Below are 16,267 nucleotides of genomic sequence, written 5' to 3'. Positions count from 1 at the left end.
CGCCGGCTGGCGCGCCGTCACTCCGCCACCGCATCCGCCCCTCCGCCCTCGAGCGCGACGCGCACGAGCCAGCGGCGGATCACGGTCTCCTCATCGGGCGCGAGGCCGCTCAAGAGCTGCTGCTCGATTTCCCGCACCCGCTCGCGGCAGGACTTGAGCAGCGCCTTGCCGCTCGGCGTCACGTCGATGTGCTGGATGCGGCCGTGCACCGCGTGCGGTCTGCGCTCGATCGCCCCCGAACGCTCGAGATTCGCGACGATCACGCTGACCGTCTGCGGCGTGAGCATCGCAAGCCGCGCCACGTCCGCATTCGAAACACCCGGGTAGGCGACGAGCATCGTCAACACGATGAATTGCGGCGACGTCACGCCGTAGTCCGACAAGGCGCGCTCCATGCGCAGCCGCAGCGCGGCGTTGGCCTGGCGCAGCAGATAGCCGACGTGGCCGGCCTCGCCGCGCTTGCCTTCGCCGAGACCGGGGATCGCGGGCGCAGCGGGAGTAGCCATATTCGGTCGAGGGGATTTGCCCATAATGTCAGAGTTCGAATATATTGTTCGTGCTCTTATATGTTAACCGATTCACTCGCTCACCAGGGGAGATCATGTCGACGCAAACGCGCCTCACCTCTGAACAGGTCTACAAAGCCGCACCGGGCGTCATCGCCGGGCTGATGGCGCGCGAGAAGGCCCCGCTCGCTTATACCGAAGCGGTAACCGGGGCACTGCGTGAAGGGGTATCGGACGAGCTCTACCGGGAAGTGGCTGAGCAGTTTCCCAGCGAGCAGATTGCGTTCTTGACGGCGGCGATCGCGAACATCAATGCGTGGAACCGGATCGCCATTCCGTTTCAGTATGCGCCGCCGATTCCGGGGCGGAAGGGGTGATGGGGAAGCCTCACTCCACTTCCATCACCAGCAGCTGCGCGCCGTCGGCGACCTGATCGCCGACCCCATACAGCACCTCCGCCACCTTCCCCGCGGCCGGCGCGCCGATCGTGTGCTCCATCTTCATCGCTTCCATCACGATCAGCGGCGCACCCTTCTCGACGACCGCGCCCGGCTCGACCAGCACCGCGATCACCTTGCCCGGCATCGGCGCAGTCAGGCGTCCTTCGCCGTGCTCTGCGTCGGCCGCGTGCGCCAGCAGGTTCTTCCATTCGAACGCCAGCGCGGCGCCTTGGCAGAACACGTGGAAGACATCGCCGTCGATGAAGACGCGCCCTTTCACGCGCGCATTGCCGATCGTCGCGCGGAACTCGTGCGCGCCTTCGCCGGCCTGCCATTCGAACGGCTCGCTGTTGCCCTCATAGTCGAGCGTGCGCGCCGCGCCGTCGCGCACATAGGTCGCCGTGAATGCGGTATCCGTTTCGACATCGCGCCATTCGATCCTCTGCCGATAGCTGCCGTTCAGCCGCCAATGCGACAGCGCATCCCACGGCGAAGCGCCATGCGCCACCCCGCCTTCGCGCGTCATCAACGCCGCGCAGGCGAGCGCGAGCGCTTCCTTGAACGGCTTGGCCATTGGCGCGAACAGCGCGTCGTGATGACGCTCGATGAGGCCAGTGTCGAGATCCGCCGTCACGAACGGCTCGCTCGTCACGATGCGCTGCAGGAACTCCACATTCGTATGCGGCCCGGCGACTTCGCACGCGCGCAGCGCGCGATTCATGCGCGCGAGCGCCTCCTTGCGATCGGCGCCGTGCACGATCAGCTTGGCGATCATCGGGTCGTAGAACGGCGTGATCGTGTCGCCTTCACGCACGCCGCTATCGATGCGAACCGGCGCGCGCGCCGGTTCGCCGATCGTGAACTCGACGCCCTCCGGCATCCGCAGATGCCTGAGCGCACCCGTCGACGGCAGGAAGCCGCGCGCGGGGTTCTCCGCGTAGATGCGCGCCTCGATCGCGTGGCCGTCGAGCTTCAGCTGATCCTGCGTCAGCGGCAACGGCTCACCCGCCGCGACGCGAATCTGCCATTCGACGAGGTCCTGCCCCGTCACCATCTCGGTCACCGGATGCTCGACCTGCAGGCGAGTGTTCATCTCCATGAAGTAGAACGCGTCACCCGTCATGATGAATTCGACGGTGCCTGCCCCGACGTACTCGACCGCGCGCGCCGCGGCCACCGCCGCCTCGCCCATCTCGCGGCGCAGCCCGGCCGGGAGACCCGGCGCCGGCGCTTCCTCGAGCACCTTCTGGTGACGGCGCTGCACCGAGCAATCGCGGTCGAACAGGAAGACCGCGCCGCCGTGCTTGTCGGCGAACACCTGCACTTCGACGTGACGCGGACGCGTCAGGTATTTCTCGATCAGCACGCGATCGTTGCCGAAGCTCGACGCCGCCTCGCGCTTGCACGACGCAAGCGCCGCGGCGAAGTCGGCGCTCTTCTCGACGACGCGCATGCCCTTGCCGCCGCCGCCCGCGCTCGCCTTCAGCAGCACAGGGTAGCCGATCGAATCGGCTTCCTTGTGCAGCAGCTCCGGGTTCTGGGCGTCGCCGTGGTAGCCGGGCACGAGCGGCACCGCGGCCGCATGCATCAGCGCCTTGGCCGCCGCCTTCGATCCCATCGCGGCGATCGCACCGACCGGCGGCCCGATGAATTCGATCCCCGCCGCTTCGCACGCATGCGCGAAGTCCTCGTTCTCCGAGAGAAAGCCGTAGCCCGGATGCACCGCTTGCGCACCCGTCTGCTTCGCGGCCTCGATGATGCGTTCGATGCGCAGATAGCTTTCCGCCGCCGTCGAGCCGCCGATATGCACGGCCTCGTCGCACGCGGCGACGTGCTTCGCGTTCGCGTCCGCATCCGAGTAGACGGCGACGCTCACGATGCCGAGCCGCTTGCAGGTTGCAGCGACACGGCAGGCGATCTCGCCGCGGTTCGCAATCAGAATCTTGTTGAACATGGAAGGTCTCGCAAAGGGGCTGTTTTTGTCGGCTCAGCGCGGATCGCGCATCAATCGCGCCACACCGGCGCGCGCTTTTCGAGGAACGACGCGACGCCCTCGCGCCCTTCGACGCCGGCGCGCACGCGTGCGATGCGCTCCGCGGTGTCGTCGATCAGCGCTTCGTCGAGCATGCGGCCCGCGACGTCCTGCACGAGCCGCTTCGATTCGCGCACCGCGTTCGGGCCGTTCGAGCCAAGCGTCTCGGCGAGCTTTTGCACCGTGGCGTCGAGTTCATTCGCACTCACGGCCTCGTGGACAAGACCCAATCGCAACGCCGTCGCGCAATCGAACTGCTCGGCCGTCGTGAAGTAGCGGCGCGACGCGCGCTCGCCGAGCGCGCGAATCACGTAGGGCGCGATCGTCGCCGGAATCAACCCGAGCCGCGCTTCCGAAAGGCAAAAACGCGCCGTATCGACCGAGACCACGATATCGCTCGCCGCGATCAAACCCATGCCGCCCGCGTAGACGTCGCCGGACACGCGGGCGATCACGGGCTTCGCGCAGCGGTAGATCGCCGCCAGCATGTTCGCGAGACGCTTCGCGTCGGCGCGGTTCTCCGCATCGGAGAAGCGCGCCATTTTTTTCATCCAGTTCAGGTCCGCGCCGGCGCAGAACGCGACGCCGTTCGCCGCGAGCACTACTGCGCGAATGTCGTCGCGCGTGCTCAGTGCAGTGAACACATCGGTCAGCTCCGCGATCATCGCCTCGTTGAACGCGTTGCGCACCTCGGGGCGGTTCAGCGTCACCGTCGCGATGCGCCCGGTGGACTCGACCTTCAGCATTTCGTATTGCATGCTTGCCCCCATCACATCCGGAACACGCCAAACCGCGTCTCTTCGATCGGCGCGTTCATCGCCGCGGAAAGCCCCAGCCCGAGCACATCGCGCGTCTGGGCCGGATCGATCACGCCGTCGTCCCAGAGCCGAGCGCTCGCGTAGTACGGATGCCCTTGATGCTCGTACTGATCGCGAATCGGCTTCTTGAACGCCTCTTCCTCTTCGGCCGACCACGCGCCGCCCTTGGCTTCGATGCCGTCGCGCTTGACCGTCGCGAGCACCGACGCGGCCTGCTCGCCGCCCATCACCGAGATGCGCGCGTTCGGCCACATCCACATAAGGCGCGGCGAGTACGCGCGGCCGCACATGCCGTAGTTGCCCGCGCCGAACGAGCCGCCGATGATCACCGTGAACTTCGGCACCTTCGCGGTGGCCACGGCCGTCACCATCTTCGCGCCGTTGCGCGCGATGCCTTCGTTTTCGTACTTGCGGCCCACCATGAAGCCCGTGATGTTCTGCAGGAACACGAGCGGAATCTTGCGCTGGCAGCACAGCTCGATGAAATGCGCGCCCTTGAGCGCCGATTCGGAAAACAGGATGCCGTTGTTCGCGACGATGCCGACCGGATGCCCCCAGATATGCGCGAAGCCCGTGACGAGCGTGGTGCCGTAGCGGGCCTTGAACTCGTCGAAAGCGGAGTCGTCGACGATGCGCGCGATCACCTCGCGCACGTCGAACGGCTTGCGCGTATCGACAGGAATCACGCCGTAGAGGCTCCGAGCGTCGTAGCGCGGCGGCTTGGGCTCCTGCAGAGCCGCGGGCGGCGCTTTCACGCGATTGAGCTTGCCGACGATGTTGCGCGCGATCGCAAGCGCATGTGCGTCGTTCTGCGCAAGGTGGTCGGCGACGCCCGAAAGGCGCGTATGCACGTCGCCGCCGCCGAGATCCTCGGCGCTCACCTCTTCGCCCGTCGCGGCTTTCACGAGCGGCGGACCGCCCAGGAAGATCGTCCCTTGATTCTTGACGATGATCGATTCGTCGCTCATCGCGGGCACGTACGCGCCGCCCGCCGTGCACGAGCCCATCACTACCGCGATCTGCGCGATGCCTTGCGCGGACAGGTTTGCCTGGTTGTAGAAGATACGCCCGAAGTGGTCGCGATCGGGAAACACCTCGTCCTGGTTGGGCAAGTTCGCGCCGCCCGAATCGACGAGGTACACGCACGGCAGCTGGTTCTCCTGCGCGATCTCCTGCGCACGCACGTGCTTCTTCACCGTGACCGGATAGTAGGTGCCGCCCTTGACCGTCGCATCGTTGCAGACGATCACGCACTCCTGCCCCGCGATGCGGCCGATGCCGGTGATCACGCCCGCGCCCGGCGCCGCATCGTGATACATCCCGAAGGCCGCGAGCTGCGAGAACTCGAGGAACGGCGTGCCCGGGTCGAGCAGTTGTGCGATGCGATCGCGCGGCAGCAGCTTGCCGCGCGAGACGTGCTTGTCGCGCGCGGCCTGCCCGCCGCCGAGCGCGATGTGCTCGATCTTCGCGCGCAGGTCGGCAACGAGCGCTTCGAGCGCGGTGGCGTTGGCCCGGAAGTCGTCCGAGCGCGGGTTCAGTTTGGTTTCGATGATCGGCATGTCAGGCGGCTCCGTGCGTCGGCGTTTGGCGTGGCAACGTCACAGCGTTTCGGCAAACAGCTCGCGGCCGATCAGCATACGGCGCACTTCGCTCGTGCCCGCGCCGATCTCGTAGAGCTTCGCATCGCGCCACAAACGGCCCACCGGATATTCGTTGATGTAGCCGTTGCCGCCGAGGATCTGAATCGCCTCGCCGGCCATCCAGGTCGCCTTCTCGGCCGTGTAGAGAATCACGCCCGCGCAATCCTTGCGAACCTGGCGCACGTGGTCGCGGCCGACGGTATCGAGCTGGCGGCCCACTGCGTACAGATACGCACGGCACGCTTGCAGCGTCGTGTACATGTCGGCGACCTTGCCTTGAATCAGCTGGAACTCGCCGATCGACTGGCCGAACTGCTTGCGGTCGTGGATGTACGGCACGACCGCATCCATGCAGGCGAGCATGATGCCCGTCGGGCCGCCAGCGAGCACCGCGCGCTCGTAGTCGAGGCCGCTCATCAGCACCTTCACGCCGCCGTTGAGCTGGCCGAGGATGTTCTCTTCCGGCACCTCGACGTTCTCGAACACGAGCTCGCCCGTGTGCGAGCCGCGCATGCCGAGCTTGTCGAGCTTCTGCGCAACGGAGAAGCCCTTCATGCCCTTCTCGACGATGAAGGCCGTGATGCCCTTCGGGCCGGCGTCGACGTCGGTCTTCGCGTAGACGACGAGCGTGTCGCAATCCGGGCCGTTGGTGATCCACATCTTGGTGCCGTTCAGGACGTAATGGTCGCCGCGCTTCTCGGCGCGCAGCTTCATGCTGACGACGTCGGAGCCCGCGTTCGGCTCGCTCATCGCGAGCGCGCCGACGTGCTCGCCCGACACGAGCTTCGGCAGGTACTTGCGCTTCTGCTCGTCGGTGCCGTTGCGGTGGATCTGGTTCACGCAGAGGTTCGAATGCGCGCCGTACGAGAGCCCTACCGAAGCCGACGCGCGCGAGATCTCCTCCATCGCCACCATGTGCGCCGTGTAGCCCATGTTCGCGCCGCCGTACTCCTCCGAGACCGTCATGCCGAGCACGCCGAGCTCGCCGAACTTGCGCCACAGGTCCATCGGGAACTGGTCGTCGCGGTCGATCTCGCCCGCGCGCGGCGCAATTTCCTTCGCGGCGAAGTTCGCGAGCGTATCGCGCAGCATTTCGATGTCTTCGCCAAGCGGGAATTGCAGTCCAGGCAGATTGCTCATTGATGTCTCCTCCTCGAAGCCAAAGTTGGGAAGCGCGATGCGGCACTGCGGCATCGCGGACTCGTGGTCCGCCGCCTATGTTGCGCTCGATCAGCGCGAATTTCACGCTACATTGACGTAAACGTCAATAGGTTTTTGTGAGTAAGGCTCAAATTCCTTTAGAACGGCATAAACGCCCGCCAGTGCGTGCTAAGATCATCTATAAACAGTCCGCATCGAAATCCAATTCTGAACTCTACTCATATGACGCCGGAAACCAAGGCCGAGCCGCCGGGCGTGCGCCGCCAGCCGGCGGGACGCAAGTCACAGCAGCGCGTGAAGGAGATTCTTCAGGCGGGCCGGGAAGTGTTCTCGGAAAAAGGCTACGACGGCGCAACGACGGCCGAAATCGCGCAGCGCCTCGGCATTTCCGAAGCCACCGTGTTCAGCTATTTCCGCGGCAAGCGCGAGCTGTGCGGGCGCGTCATCGCGGATTGGTACGACGAAATCACCACAGCGATCGAGACCGGCCTGCCGCGCGAGAGCGGCACGCGCCAGCAATTCGCGTTCATCATCCGCACCCACTTGCGGCTGATGCTGCTGAACGGCACGGGGCTCTGCGCGCTGGTGCTGTCGGAGGGGCGCACGAAGCATCACGCGCTCTCCGACGAGCTGACCGAATTGCAGCGCCGCTACACCGCGCCGCTGATGCGCGTGCTCGCGCACGGCCAGGCGACCGGCCAGATCCGCGCCGACATGCCGCTGCGCCTGTTGCGCTCGATGGTGTTCGGACCGATGGAGCACGTGCTGTGGGACGCGACGCTCGCCAACCGCCGCACCGATATCGACGCCACCGCCGAGCGCCTGATCGAGATGCTGTGGGCCGCGCTGCAGCCGCAGCACGCCGAGCTGGCGGTGCTCGTGCAGTTGAAGAACGACATCGGCGAAGCAACACGGCGCTATGATGAGGCGATGCGCGCGAACAAGCCGCCTGCCGCCGCAAAGCGCGCCGCCAAGATCGGCGGAAACTGAACGGCGGCCGGGCGCAGCGCGGAAACCCGCCCGCTCCACTCACTGCCCGCGACACGCCCATGACCGCTCGACTCACTCCCGCCATCGCGTCGAAGTTCGCCTCGCTGGCGCTGGCCCACCTAACCCGTGAATATCCGAACAAGCTCACGCATTCGCTGGCCGGCCCCGAGGACGTACAAAGCCCGCGCGCGCTGCATCCGATCTTCTACGGCAGCTACGACTGGCACTCCTGCGTGCACGGGTATTGGCTCGTGCTGCATCTCGCCGACCTCTACCGCGACCTGCCGGAGGCGCCGCAAATCGCCGCCGTTGTCGAAACGCATTTCACGAGGGAGAACGTCGAAGGGGAACTGGCCTACCTGAACCTCGAGCACAACCGCGGCTTCGAGCGGCCGTATGGGTGGGCATGGCTTCTCGCGCTAGCCGGCCAGCTCCATTCGATGACGTCGCCGGATGCCGCGCGCTGGTCGCGGACGCTGGCGCCGCTCACCGAATTGTTCGTCGCACGCTTTACCGAGTTCTTGCCGAAGGCGACGTATCCGCTGCGCGTCGGCACGCATTTCAATACCGCGTTCGCCCTGGCGCTGGCGCTCGACTTCGCGCGCCTCACATCGCGCGCCGACTTCGAAACGCTGATCATCACCACGGCGTTGCGTTGGCACTTGGACGATGCCCTATGCCAGGCCTGGGAGCCAAGCGGCGACGAATTCCTTTCGCCTGCCTTGATGGAGGCGGAACTGATGCGGCGGGTCCTGCCCGGCGCCGAATTCGTGAGCTGGTTCGATCGATTCCTTCCTGATCTGGGCGCCCGCAAGCCCGAGACGCTGCTCGTCCCGGCCACCGTCACCGACCGCACCGACGGCAAGATCGCGCACCTCGACGGCCTCAACCTCAGCCGCGCGTGGTGCCAGCGCTCGCTGGCCCGCGCGCTGCCTCCCGGCGATGCTCGCACGGCGCTCCTGAAAAACGCCGCCGAACTGCATCTGAGCACCGCGCTGGAACACGTAGCCGGCGACTACATGGGCGAGCACTGGCTCGCCACCTTCGCGCTGCTTGCGTTGGAGGCGTGATGACCGGAACGGGCTGCACGACGGCAAGGGTGCGCGGCTCGAAAGCGATCGCTTTCACTTTCGCCAAAGGCCCTGCGACGCTGCGCCGGCCGCACGCGCAAACATCGCATTGATCTCCTTGCTGGGAATCGCTTCGTCGGCGTAGCTGAACGTGCCGTGCTCGCTCATCTCTTGCGCCGCGCACAAGAACGCGCCGAACGCCGCGCGCGCGAGCGATCCGCCCACGCTCACCCGCTTCACGCCCAATTCCGCCAGCTCGTCGAGACTCAGTCGCACGCCTTGCAGGCCCATCACCACGTTGACCGGCCGGTCGACCGAGCCGACGAGCGCGGCGATCTCCTCGCGCGTCTTGAGGCCCGGCGCGTACAGCACGTCGGCGCCGGCCTCCTGGTAGGCCTGCAGGCGGCGGATCGTATCGTTCAGGCCGGGGCGCCCCCAGAGGTAGTTTTCGCAACGCGCGGTCAGCGTGAACGGAAACGGCAGTGCGCGCGCCGCCTCGGCCGCGGCGCGCACGCGCTCGACCGCCGCTTCGTGTGCGTAGATCGGATCGTCCTCGCGCGTCGTGGCGTCTTCGATCGAGCCGCCGACCACACCCGCCTGCGCAGCACGCCGGATCGTTTCGGCGCAGTCCTCGGGCGCATCGCCGAAGCCGTTCTCGAGATCGGCGCTGACCGGCAGGTCCGTTGCACCGGCGATCTCGGCGAGATGCACGAGCATCTGCTCGCGTCCGACCGCGCCGTCGGGCAAGCCGAGCGAGAACGCGTAGCCTGCGCTGCTCGTCGCGAGCGCCTTGAAACCCGCCTGCGCGAGCAGGCGCGCCGTGCCGATGTCCCACGGGTTCGGGATGATGAAAGCGCCCGGTGCTTCGTGATACGCGCGAAATGCGCGCGCCTTGTCGCCCTGAGTGTTCATGGCCTGCTCCGCTTTGATGAATCGCTGGGATTCGAAGAATAGCAGCCGCGTGCCACGTGCGGCGCCCCTGCTGCAAAGATAGAGCAGGCCTAAGCCACGATGTTTAACCCTGCATTGAAATGTCGAAGCAAGGCGAACGGACCTCACTCGGGAAACGGCAGCTCCGTTTGCCCGTCGGCGCGCATGTCGAACACGTTCAGCGTCATCGCCACCAGCGTGTAGTAGCCGAGCAGCCCTACAAGGTTGATCGTCACCGGATGTCCGAAACGCCCGGCCGTCTTCTGGAACGTGGCATCGGACACCCGCTTCGACTCATAGAGTTCGGTGGCGAAATCGAAGATCAGCGCATCGTCGGCGTCCTCGAAATCGGGGCGTTGGCCCGTGCGGATCGCTTCGGCGATCGATTCGGGCAGGCCCGCTTTCAGCGCGATCGGATAGTGGATGTACCACTCGGCCTGTGCCTGCCAGCGTGAGGCCGTCACGAGAATCGCCAGCTCCGACAAGCGCAGCGGCAAGCCCGTCTGATAGCGGCAGAACGCGCCGAGCCGCTGCGCGTGCTGTGCGAGCTCAGGGCTGTGGATCCAGCCGAGGAACGGACCGTTCAGGTTGCCGCGCGGACCTGACAGGATCTCGGCGAGCACGGCCTCCTGCTCGGGCGTGGCATGCGCCCGGTCGAATGCGGGAAGGCGCGCAATGGATGAGCGTTGGGTCATGGCGGTGTCCTGTTCCGAGTGGCCTACGTTTATCGCACGCCGGCGGCGCGCAGCGCGCCTTCGATCGCATCGGTCAGGCGGCTGACGATATTCTCGATGTCGTCCGCATTGCAGATGAACGGCGGCGCGAGCAGCACGTGGTCGCCCGTCGCGCCGTCGACCGTTCCGCCCATCGGATACACCATCAGCCCGCGCTGCATCGCTTCGCGCTTGATCGCGGCGTTCAAGGCGAGCGAGCTCGCGAACGGCGTCTTGCTCGCACGGTCCTCGACGAGCTCGACGCCAACGAAGAGCCCGCGTCCGCGCACGTCGCCGATGTGCTCATGCCGTGCGTAATGCTCCCGCAGCAACGAACGAAGTTGCTCGCCGCGCGCCTTGACGTTGCCCAGCAGGTTCTCTTCGGCGATCACATGCTGCACTTCGAGCGCCGCCGCACAGGCCGTGGCGTGGCCGATATACGTATGGCCGTGCTGGAAGAACCCCGAGCCGTTGACGATCGCGCCGTATATCTTGTCGCTCACCAGCGTCGCGCCGATCGGCTGATAGCCTGCGCCGAGGCCCTTGGCGATCGTCAGCAGGTCGGGCGCCACGCCGTCTTCCTCGCAGGCGTACAGATAGCCCGTGCGGCCCATGCCCGACATGATTTCATCGAGGATCAGCAGCACGCCGTATTTGTCGCAGACGGCGCGGATCTTGCGGAAGTAGTCGCGCACCGGCGGCACCGCGCCCGCCGTCGCGCCGACCACCGTCTCCGCGACGAACGCCGCCACCGTCTGCGGCCCGAGCTCGAGGATCTTGCTTTCGAGCTCGTCGGCGAGACGCTGCGTGTACGCGTCGTCGGATTCGCCCTCGAGCTGCTCGCGATACGCGTAGCAAGGGCTCACGTGATGCGCTTCGATCAGGATCGGCAGGAACGGCTCGCGCCGCCATGCATTGCCGCCGATCGCGAGCGCGCCGAGCGTATTGCCGTGATAGCTCTGCCGGCGCGCGATGAAGTGGCGCCGCTCGGGCTCCCCTTTCTCGACGAAGTACTGGCGCGCGAGCTTGAGCGCGGCCTCGACAGCCTCCGACCCGCCCGAGACGAAGTACACGTGATCGAGCCCCCGCGGCGCGCGATCGATGAGCCAGTCGGCCAGATCCTCGGCCGGCTGCGTCGTGAAGAACGACGTATGTGCGTACGCAAGCTGCTGCGCTTGCCGCTTGATCGCGTCGATCACGCGCTGGTTGCTGTGCCCGAGGCACGACACCGCGGCGCCGCCCGAAGCGTCGATGTAGCGTTTGCCGGTGGAGTCGATGATTTCGATGCCGTCGCCTGCAACGGCAACCGGCAGCGTCCGCTTGGGAGCGCGGTGGAAGACGGTGGTCATGCTGATTCCTTTGCTGTAGTGAAGCAGTATGCGAAGTATATAACAACAAATGTTGTCGCAATAACCGCAAACCACAACAAATCACGAATCCCCGGGGCCGCACCGCCGTCCTGGCCTCATGCCACGTACGCGCCTTTGCCGTGCAGCTCGGCTTCCGCCTTCTCGAGCGCGGCGACGGCTTCGTCGCCTTCGAGCGCCAGCAAATGCGCGACGAGCGCTTCGGCAAGCGCCGAAGCGGCCACGAGCGACGGAAAGAACGACGGGCTCTCATGCGAAAAGATCAGCACCTTGTCGGCATTCAGCGCGACGGGGGCCACGGCGCTATCGGTAATCGCCACGAGACGGCTGCCGCGCTCCTGGGCGGCTGCCGCAACGCGCGCCGCTTCGACCGAATACGGCGCGAAGCTCACAACAACCGTTGCGCTGTTCTTCTCGATGCCGCGCAACTGCATTTCGAGCGTGCCCGCCTCGCCCGTCAGCAGCGACACCGACGAACGAAACAGCCGGTAGCCGTAGACCAGCCCGAACGCCACCGGATAGCAGGAACGAAACCCCGCGACATGCACGTGCGCCGCCTTGCGCAACAGCTTCGCGGCATCGACGATCAAGCGCGCATTGTGCGCGCCGGTCGCTTCGAGATTGTGTTGCTGGGCGACGAGCAAATCGCGCGTCAGCGCCTCCTTGGCCGGCGATTTGACGAGTGAACGCGCGCGCTCGGTCAGAGGTTCGGGCCGCGCGCGCACGCGCGCGACGAACAGCTCGCGCAGCTCGTTCCAGCCAGGAAAGCCGAGTTGCTGCGACAAGCGCACGAGCGCCGCCGGCTGCACCTGCGCACGCTCGGCGATCTTGCGCATCGAGGAAACGGCGATTTCGTCGGGATGATCCAGCAGGAAAGCGGCGCCCGCCTGAAACTGCGGGCTCATGTCGGAGAACTGCGCGCGAATGAGGGCGGCGAGCTGATCGAAGCTGTCGGGCATGTCATGCGTCGGCTGAGAGTGTTGACAACAAATGTTATCACCGCCCTTTGCGCCGCCACGCGCTTGCCGCGTATCAGGCGCCGAGCGCCGCTTTCGCCATCAGCCCGAGCGCAACACAAACCAGGATCGCGGCAAAACCCATCTGTACGTGCCGCCCGGACAAACGGCGCGAAGCCCGGCGCCGGTCAGGCCGGGCATGCCGCCGACCAAAACGCCAAGAAAAAGCGAAATGAACATCGGCGGCCGGGTCAGGCCGTGACGCGAGGCCGGCACTGCTCCACTACGCGTCGAAAGCAGGCAATCGCGAAATCGACGTCTTCTTGCGTCGTATAACGCCCCAGGCTAAAGCGCACCGTTCGGCTGGCGGCGTCCTCGTCGAGTCCGATCGCGCTCAGCACATGCGAGGACGTCCCGGCCGCGGAATTGCAGGCCGAAGTCGACGAGACCGCCAGATCACCGGTCAGCATGAACGTGAAAAAGCCCGGCAAATCGATGGTCAGGCTCGATGTATGGGGAATCCGGCAAGCAGCACGGGCATTCTGCGTCACGCCTTCAAGGCAAAGCACGCCTTCGAGCAGCCGCTCGCTCAGTCGCGCGATTCGCTCGTTGTCCGAGTTCATCTGCGCCGCGGCCAATGCGCAAGCCGTCCCCATCGCGACGATCTGATGCGTGGGGAGCGTACCCGAACGAAGGCCCCGCTCGTGCCCGCCCCCATGCATCTGCGGTGCAATGCGCTGCGCCGCTTCGCGGCTGACGTACAGCGCCCCGATCCCCTTCGGCCCATACACCTTGTGCGCCGACATCGACATCATGTCGATGCCGAGCGCTTTGACGTCGATCGGCGTCTTGCCGAGCGCTTGCGCCGCATCGACATGCAACAGCGCGCCGGCAGCATGGACGACTTTCGAAATCGCAGCCATGTCGGTGAGCGTTCCGAGTTCGTTGTTGACGAGCATCAGCGAGACCAGGCCGGTATCCGCCCGCAATGCGGCGGCGGCCGCGTCGGCGGTGATCTCGCCATTCGAGGACGGGTCCAGATAGCTGACCGGCATCCCGCGCGTCTCGAGGCTCGCCATCGTGTCGAGGACGGCTTTGTGCTCCAGCCGGCTCGTGATCAGGTGCCGCCGGGCCGATGCGGTATCGGCATAGCCTTTCAGCGCGAGGTTGTTCGACTCGGTGGCTCCGGAAGTCCAGATGATCTCGTCAGCGCCGGCGCAGACGAGCGCCGCGACCTGCTTGCGCGCCTGCTCGACCAATTGGCGCGCCTGCTGACCGGCGGCATGGGAACTGGACGCCGGATTGCCAAAGACGCCTTCCTTACCCAGGCACCCAACCATCGACTCGATGACTTTCGGGTCCGCCGGCGTCGTCGCGGCGTAGTCAAAGTAACGCAAATTGTCCATTTCGCTCATCGTCTTCGTTCCGTCCTCCAGGAAGGAAGCGATCGTACGCAATGTCCCCTAAAAAATGCTTCCAAAATAAAAGGGAGTTGGCTGGACAATTGGTATATATTTTTCGGCTTACCGCAAAGCACGGAATATTTTTCTACGCGCTGCTCTTTGCCAGCAAGACAAGGCCGCGCCACGGCTTCCCGCCGCTCCGTGTCGATTTGCCAGGCAAGCACGAAGGATCGAAGCATGGTCGTGACAGTCGACATCATCATCTACAAGGGCTTCAAGGCGCTCGAGGCAGTCGGTTCCCTGAGCGTCTTCACCTACGCGAACATCCATCTGAAGCGCCGCGGCCTCGCGGGCCGCTATGACGTCAAGCTCGCCGCGCCCCGTCGCGGGGAAATCCTCTCCGACACGGGCGTTTCGCTAAAGGCGGAAAAAAGCCTCAATACGCTCTCGTTGCCTCATACCGCAATCATTGTCGGCGCCTGGCAGATCGAGCAGGCGATCGGCGACGCACCCGAAATCGTGCAATGGGTCGAGTCCACGGCGGGCCGGATGGCGCGCACCGCCGCGCTCTGCTCCGGCGCGTTCTTTCTTGCTGCCGCAGGGCTTCTCGACGGAAAGCGCGCAACGACGCATTGGGCCGTGGCGGACGCACTCAAAGAGAAATATCCCGGCGTGCGCGTCGACGCCGATTGCATCTTCATTCGCGAAGGCAGCATTTGGACGTCAGCCGGCGTCACCGCCGGAATCGATCTTGCGCTCGCTCTCGTCGAAGAGGATTTCGGCCAGGACGTTGCGCTCGACGTGGCGAGAGACCTTGTCGTCTATCTGAAGCGTCCTGGCGGACAGTCCCAATTCAGCTCCCATCTCGTCAGCCAGGCAACCCACGATCCCGGCATCAGGGATGTGCAGGACTGGATCCTCGCGAACATTCAAAACGACCTTTGCGCGTCGGACATGGCGGAACGTCTCTCGATGAGCGTGCGCAGCTTCAACCGTTCTTTCAAGCGGGAAACCGGCACGACGCCGTCCAATTTTCTGACTCGCGCGCGTGTTGAAGCCGCGCGCCGGATGCTGGAGGAAGGCGATCTGCCCGCGAAAACCGTCGCTGCCGAAAGCGGCTTCAAGACCTATGAAGCGATGAGAAAGGCTTTCCGGCAAGCGCTCGGCATTACGCCGTTAACCTACCGCGAGCGCTTTGGGGCAGGTCACGGCCGCGATTGAGCGCACGAATTCCACAGCCGATGCTTGCTGGGGTCAGTCGGTGCAGCCGAGTATCCGGGCGTGATGCCGGATGTGGTCTTCGATAAAGCTCTGGATGAAGTAGTACCCGTGGTCGTACCCCGCGTGACGGCGCAGCGTGAGCGGCTGGCCCGCCGCGCGGCATGCGGCTTCGAAGACATCCGGGTTCAGTTGGGTCGGCAGGAACTGGTCGCTCAAGCCTTGGTCGATGAGAATGCCTTCGGCGAACTTCGCGCCGCCCGCGCGCGCCACCAACTCGCTCGCGTCGTACTGCTTCCACGTTTCGCGATCCGCTCCCAGGTAGCCAGAGAACGCCTTCTCGCCCCACGGACACCGCATCGGCGCCGCAATCGGCGCAAACGCCGACACGCTGCGGTAGATCCCCGGATTGCGCAGCGCCAGCGTCAACGCGCCGTGCCCACCCATCGAATGCCCGAAGACGCCGAGCTTGCCGCCCTCGACCGGCAGCTCGGCCAACACCGTCTCGCGCAGCTCGTCGACGACGTACGAGCCCATCCGGTAGTGCTTCGACCACGGCGCCTCGGTCGCATCGACATAGAACCCGGCTCCGGCGCCGAAGTCCCATGACGCGCTCTCGCCCTCCACGCCCGCGCCGCGCGGGCTCGTATCGGGTGAGATCAGCGCGATCCCGTGCTGCGCCGCGAAGCGCTGCGCGCCCGCCTTGATCGCGAACGTCTCCTCGGTGCAAGTGAGTCCTGCGAGATAGAACAGCGCGGGTACGCGAGTGTGTGCGGCCTGCGGCGGCAGATACGCGGAGAACCGCATCGGCAAGCCGATCGCGCGCGAGTCGTGCCGGTAGATGCGCTGCACGCCGCCGTGGCACGCGTGCTCTTCGACGATGTCGAGCATGGCCCGCCTCCCGCTCAATACAGCACGACCGAGCGAATCGATTCGCCCTTCTTCATCAGCTCGAAGCCGTCGTTGATCTTCTCGAGCGGCAGCGTGTGCGTGATGAGGTCGTCGATGTTGAGCTTGCCTTCC

The 16,267-nt window shown here is 65.6% G+C and carries 14 protein-coding genes and 3 pseudogenes; 4 read left to right on the top strand and 13 right to left on the bottom strand.

Going from position 1 to position 16,267, the window contains the following annotated elements:
* Positions 1-17 precede the first annotated feature (17 nt).
* Entirely contained in the window at positions 18-506 is a 489-nt protein-coding gene (locus tag FAZ69_RS28270; RefSeq protein ID WP_240702497.1) for a MarR family winged helix-turn-helix transcriptional regulator, read from the bottom strand.
* A 95-nt stretch (positions 507-601) separates the two neighbouring features.
* Here FAZ69_RS28270 and FAZ69_RS28265 point away from each other — a divergent pair, with 95 nt between their 5' ends.
* Entirely contained in the window at positions 602-883 is a 282-nt protein-coding gene (locus FAZ69_RS28265) for a carboxymuconolactone decarboxylase family protein (protein WP_136898394.1), read from the top strand.
* A 10-nt stretch (positions 884-893) separates the two neighbouring features.
* Here the strand turns inward: FAZ69_RS28265 and FAZ69_RS28260 are convergent, their stop codons facing one another.
* From FAZ69_RS28260 to FAZ69_RS28245, 4 genes are read right to left on the bottom strand one after another with little or no spacing between them, the layout of a single operon-like run.
* A complete protein-coding gene (locus FAZ69_RS28260) occupies positions 894-2,900 on the bottom strand; it encodes an acetyl/propionyl/methylcrotonyl-CoA carboxylase subunit alpha (RefSeq protein ID WP_136898393.1) in 2,007 nt (668 codons plus the stop codon).
* A gap of 50 nt (positions 2,901-2,950) precedes the next feature.
* Positions 2,951-3,736 (bottom strand): enoyl-CoA hydratase/isomerase family protein, encoded by a 786-nt coding sequence (locus tag FAZ69_RS28255; RefSeq protein ID WP_136898392.1) that lies wholly within the window; start codon positions 3,734-3,736, stop codon positions 2,951-2,953.
* An 11-nt stretch (positions 3,737-3,747) separates the two neighbouring features.
* Positions 3,748-5,355: a carboxyl transferase domain-containing protein gene (locus FAZ69_RS28250; RefSeq protein ID WP_136898391.1), complete on the bottom strand. Its 1,608-nt coding sequence runs from the start codon at positions 5,353-5,355 to the stop codon at positions 3,748-3,750.
* Positions 5,356-5,394: 39 nt separating this feature from the next.
* Positions 5,395-6,576, bottom strand: coding sequence for an isovaleryl-CoA dehydrogenase (locus FAZ69_RS28245; RefSeq protein WP_136898390.1), 1,182 nt, complete (start codon positions 6,574-6,576; stop codon positions 5,395-5,397).
* Positions 6,577-6,819: 243 nt separating this feature from the next.
* On the opposite strand from FAZ69_RS28245, the gene FAZ69_RS28240 reads away from it, so the two are divergent.
* Together FAZ69_RS28240 and FAZ69_RS28235 are read left to right on the top strand one after the other, a co-directional pair.
* Positions 6,820-7,587, top strand: a complete 768-nt coding sequence (locus tag FAZ69_RS28240; protein WP_136898389.1) for a TetR/AcrR family transcriptional regulator — start codon at positions 6,820-6,822, stop codon at positions 7,585-7,587.
* 59 nt (positions 7,588-7,646) lie between these two features.
* Positions 7,647-8,657: a DUF2891 domain-containing protein gene (locus tag FAZ69_RS28235; protein WP_136898388.1), complete on the top strand. Its 1,011-nt coding sequence runs from the start codon at positions 7,647-7,649 to the stop codon at positions 8,655-8,657.
* 54 nt (positions 8,658-8,711) lie between these two features.
* On the opposite strand, the gene FAZ69_RS28230 is transcribed toward FAZ69_RS28235, so the two are convergent.
* The 6 genes and pseudogenes from FAZ69_RS28230 to FAZ69_RS28205 all read right to left on the bottom strand — a co-directional run.
* Positions 8,712-9,569 carry an isocitrate lyase/PEP mutase family protein gene (locus FAZ69_RS28230; protein WP_136898387.1) on the bottom strand — a complete coding sequence of 286 codons (858 nt, stop codon included), beginning with the start codon at positions 9,567-9,569 and terminating at the stop codon, positions 8,712-8,714.
* Positions 9,570-9,712: 143 nt separating this feature from the next.
* Positions 9,713-10,282 carry a carboxymuconolactone decarboxylase family protein gene (locus FAZ69_RS28225; protein WP_136898386.1) on the bottom strand — a complete coding sequence of 190 codons (570 nt, stop codon included), beginning with the start codon at positions 10,280-10,282 and terminating at the stop codon, positions 9,713-9,715.
* 29 nt (positions 10,283-10,311) lie between these two features.
* Positions 10,312-11,649 carry an aspartate aminotransferase family protein gene (locus FAZ69_RS28220; RefSeq protein ID WP_136898385.1) on the bottom strand — a complete coding sequence of 446 codons (1,338 nt, stop codon included), beginning with the start codon at positions 11,647-11,649 and terminating at the stop codon, positions 10,312-10,314.
* A gap of 116 nt (positions 11,650-11,765) precedes the next feature.
* The gene (locus FAZ69_RS28215; protein WP_136898384.1) at positions 11,766-12,626 is read right to left on the bottom strand and encodes a MurR/RpiR family transcriptional regulator; all 861 of its coding nucleotides are present in this window, start codon (positions 12,624-12,626) and stop codon (positions 11,766-11,768) included.
* A gap of 73 nt (positions 12,627-12,699) precedes the next feature.
* Positions 12,700-12,807: pseudogene (locus FAZ69_RS28210) on the bottom strand (sulfite exporter TauE/SafE family protein); the annotation flags it as partial.
* A gap of 85 nt (positions 12,808-12,892) precedes the next feature.
* A pseudogene (locus tag FAZ69_RS28205) lies at positions 12,893-14,038 on the bottom strand (cysteine desulfurase family protein); the annotation flags it as partial.
* Between the two features lie 225 nt (positions 14,039-14,263).
* Between FAZ69_RS28205 and FAZ69_RS28200 the strand changes: the two are divergent.
* On the top strand, positions 14,264-15,247 hold the full coding sequence (locus FAZ69_RS28200; RefSeq protein WP_136898382.1) for a GlxA family transcriptional regulator: 984 nt from the start codon (positions 14,264-14,266) through the stop codon (positions 15,245-15,247).
* Between the two features lie 33 nt (positions 15,248-15,280).
* Here the strand turns inward: FAZ69_RS28200 and fghA are convergent, their stop codons facing one another.
* On the bottom strand, positions 15,281-16,135 hold the full coding sequence (fghA, locus tag FAZ69_RS28195) for an S-formylglutathione hydrolase (protein WP_136898381.1): 855 nt from the start codon (positions 16,133-16,135) through the stop codon (positions 15,281-15,283).
* A 14-nt stretch (positions 16,136-16,149) separates the two neighbouring features.
* Positions 16,150-16,267 (bottom strand): annotated as a pseudogene (locus FAZ69_RS28190) (zinc-binding dehydrogenase); the annotation flags it as partial.

The sequence above is a fragment of the Trinickia terrae genome, from assembly GCF_005144415.1.
GTDB lineage: Bacteria > Pseudomonadota > Gammaproteobacteria > Burkholderiales > Burkholderiaceae > Trinickia_A > Trinickia_A terrae.
The sequence above is the reverse complement of the archived record's forward strand: the minus strand, read 5'-3'. Positions and strand labels throughout refer to the sequence as shown.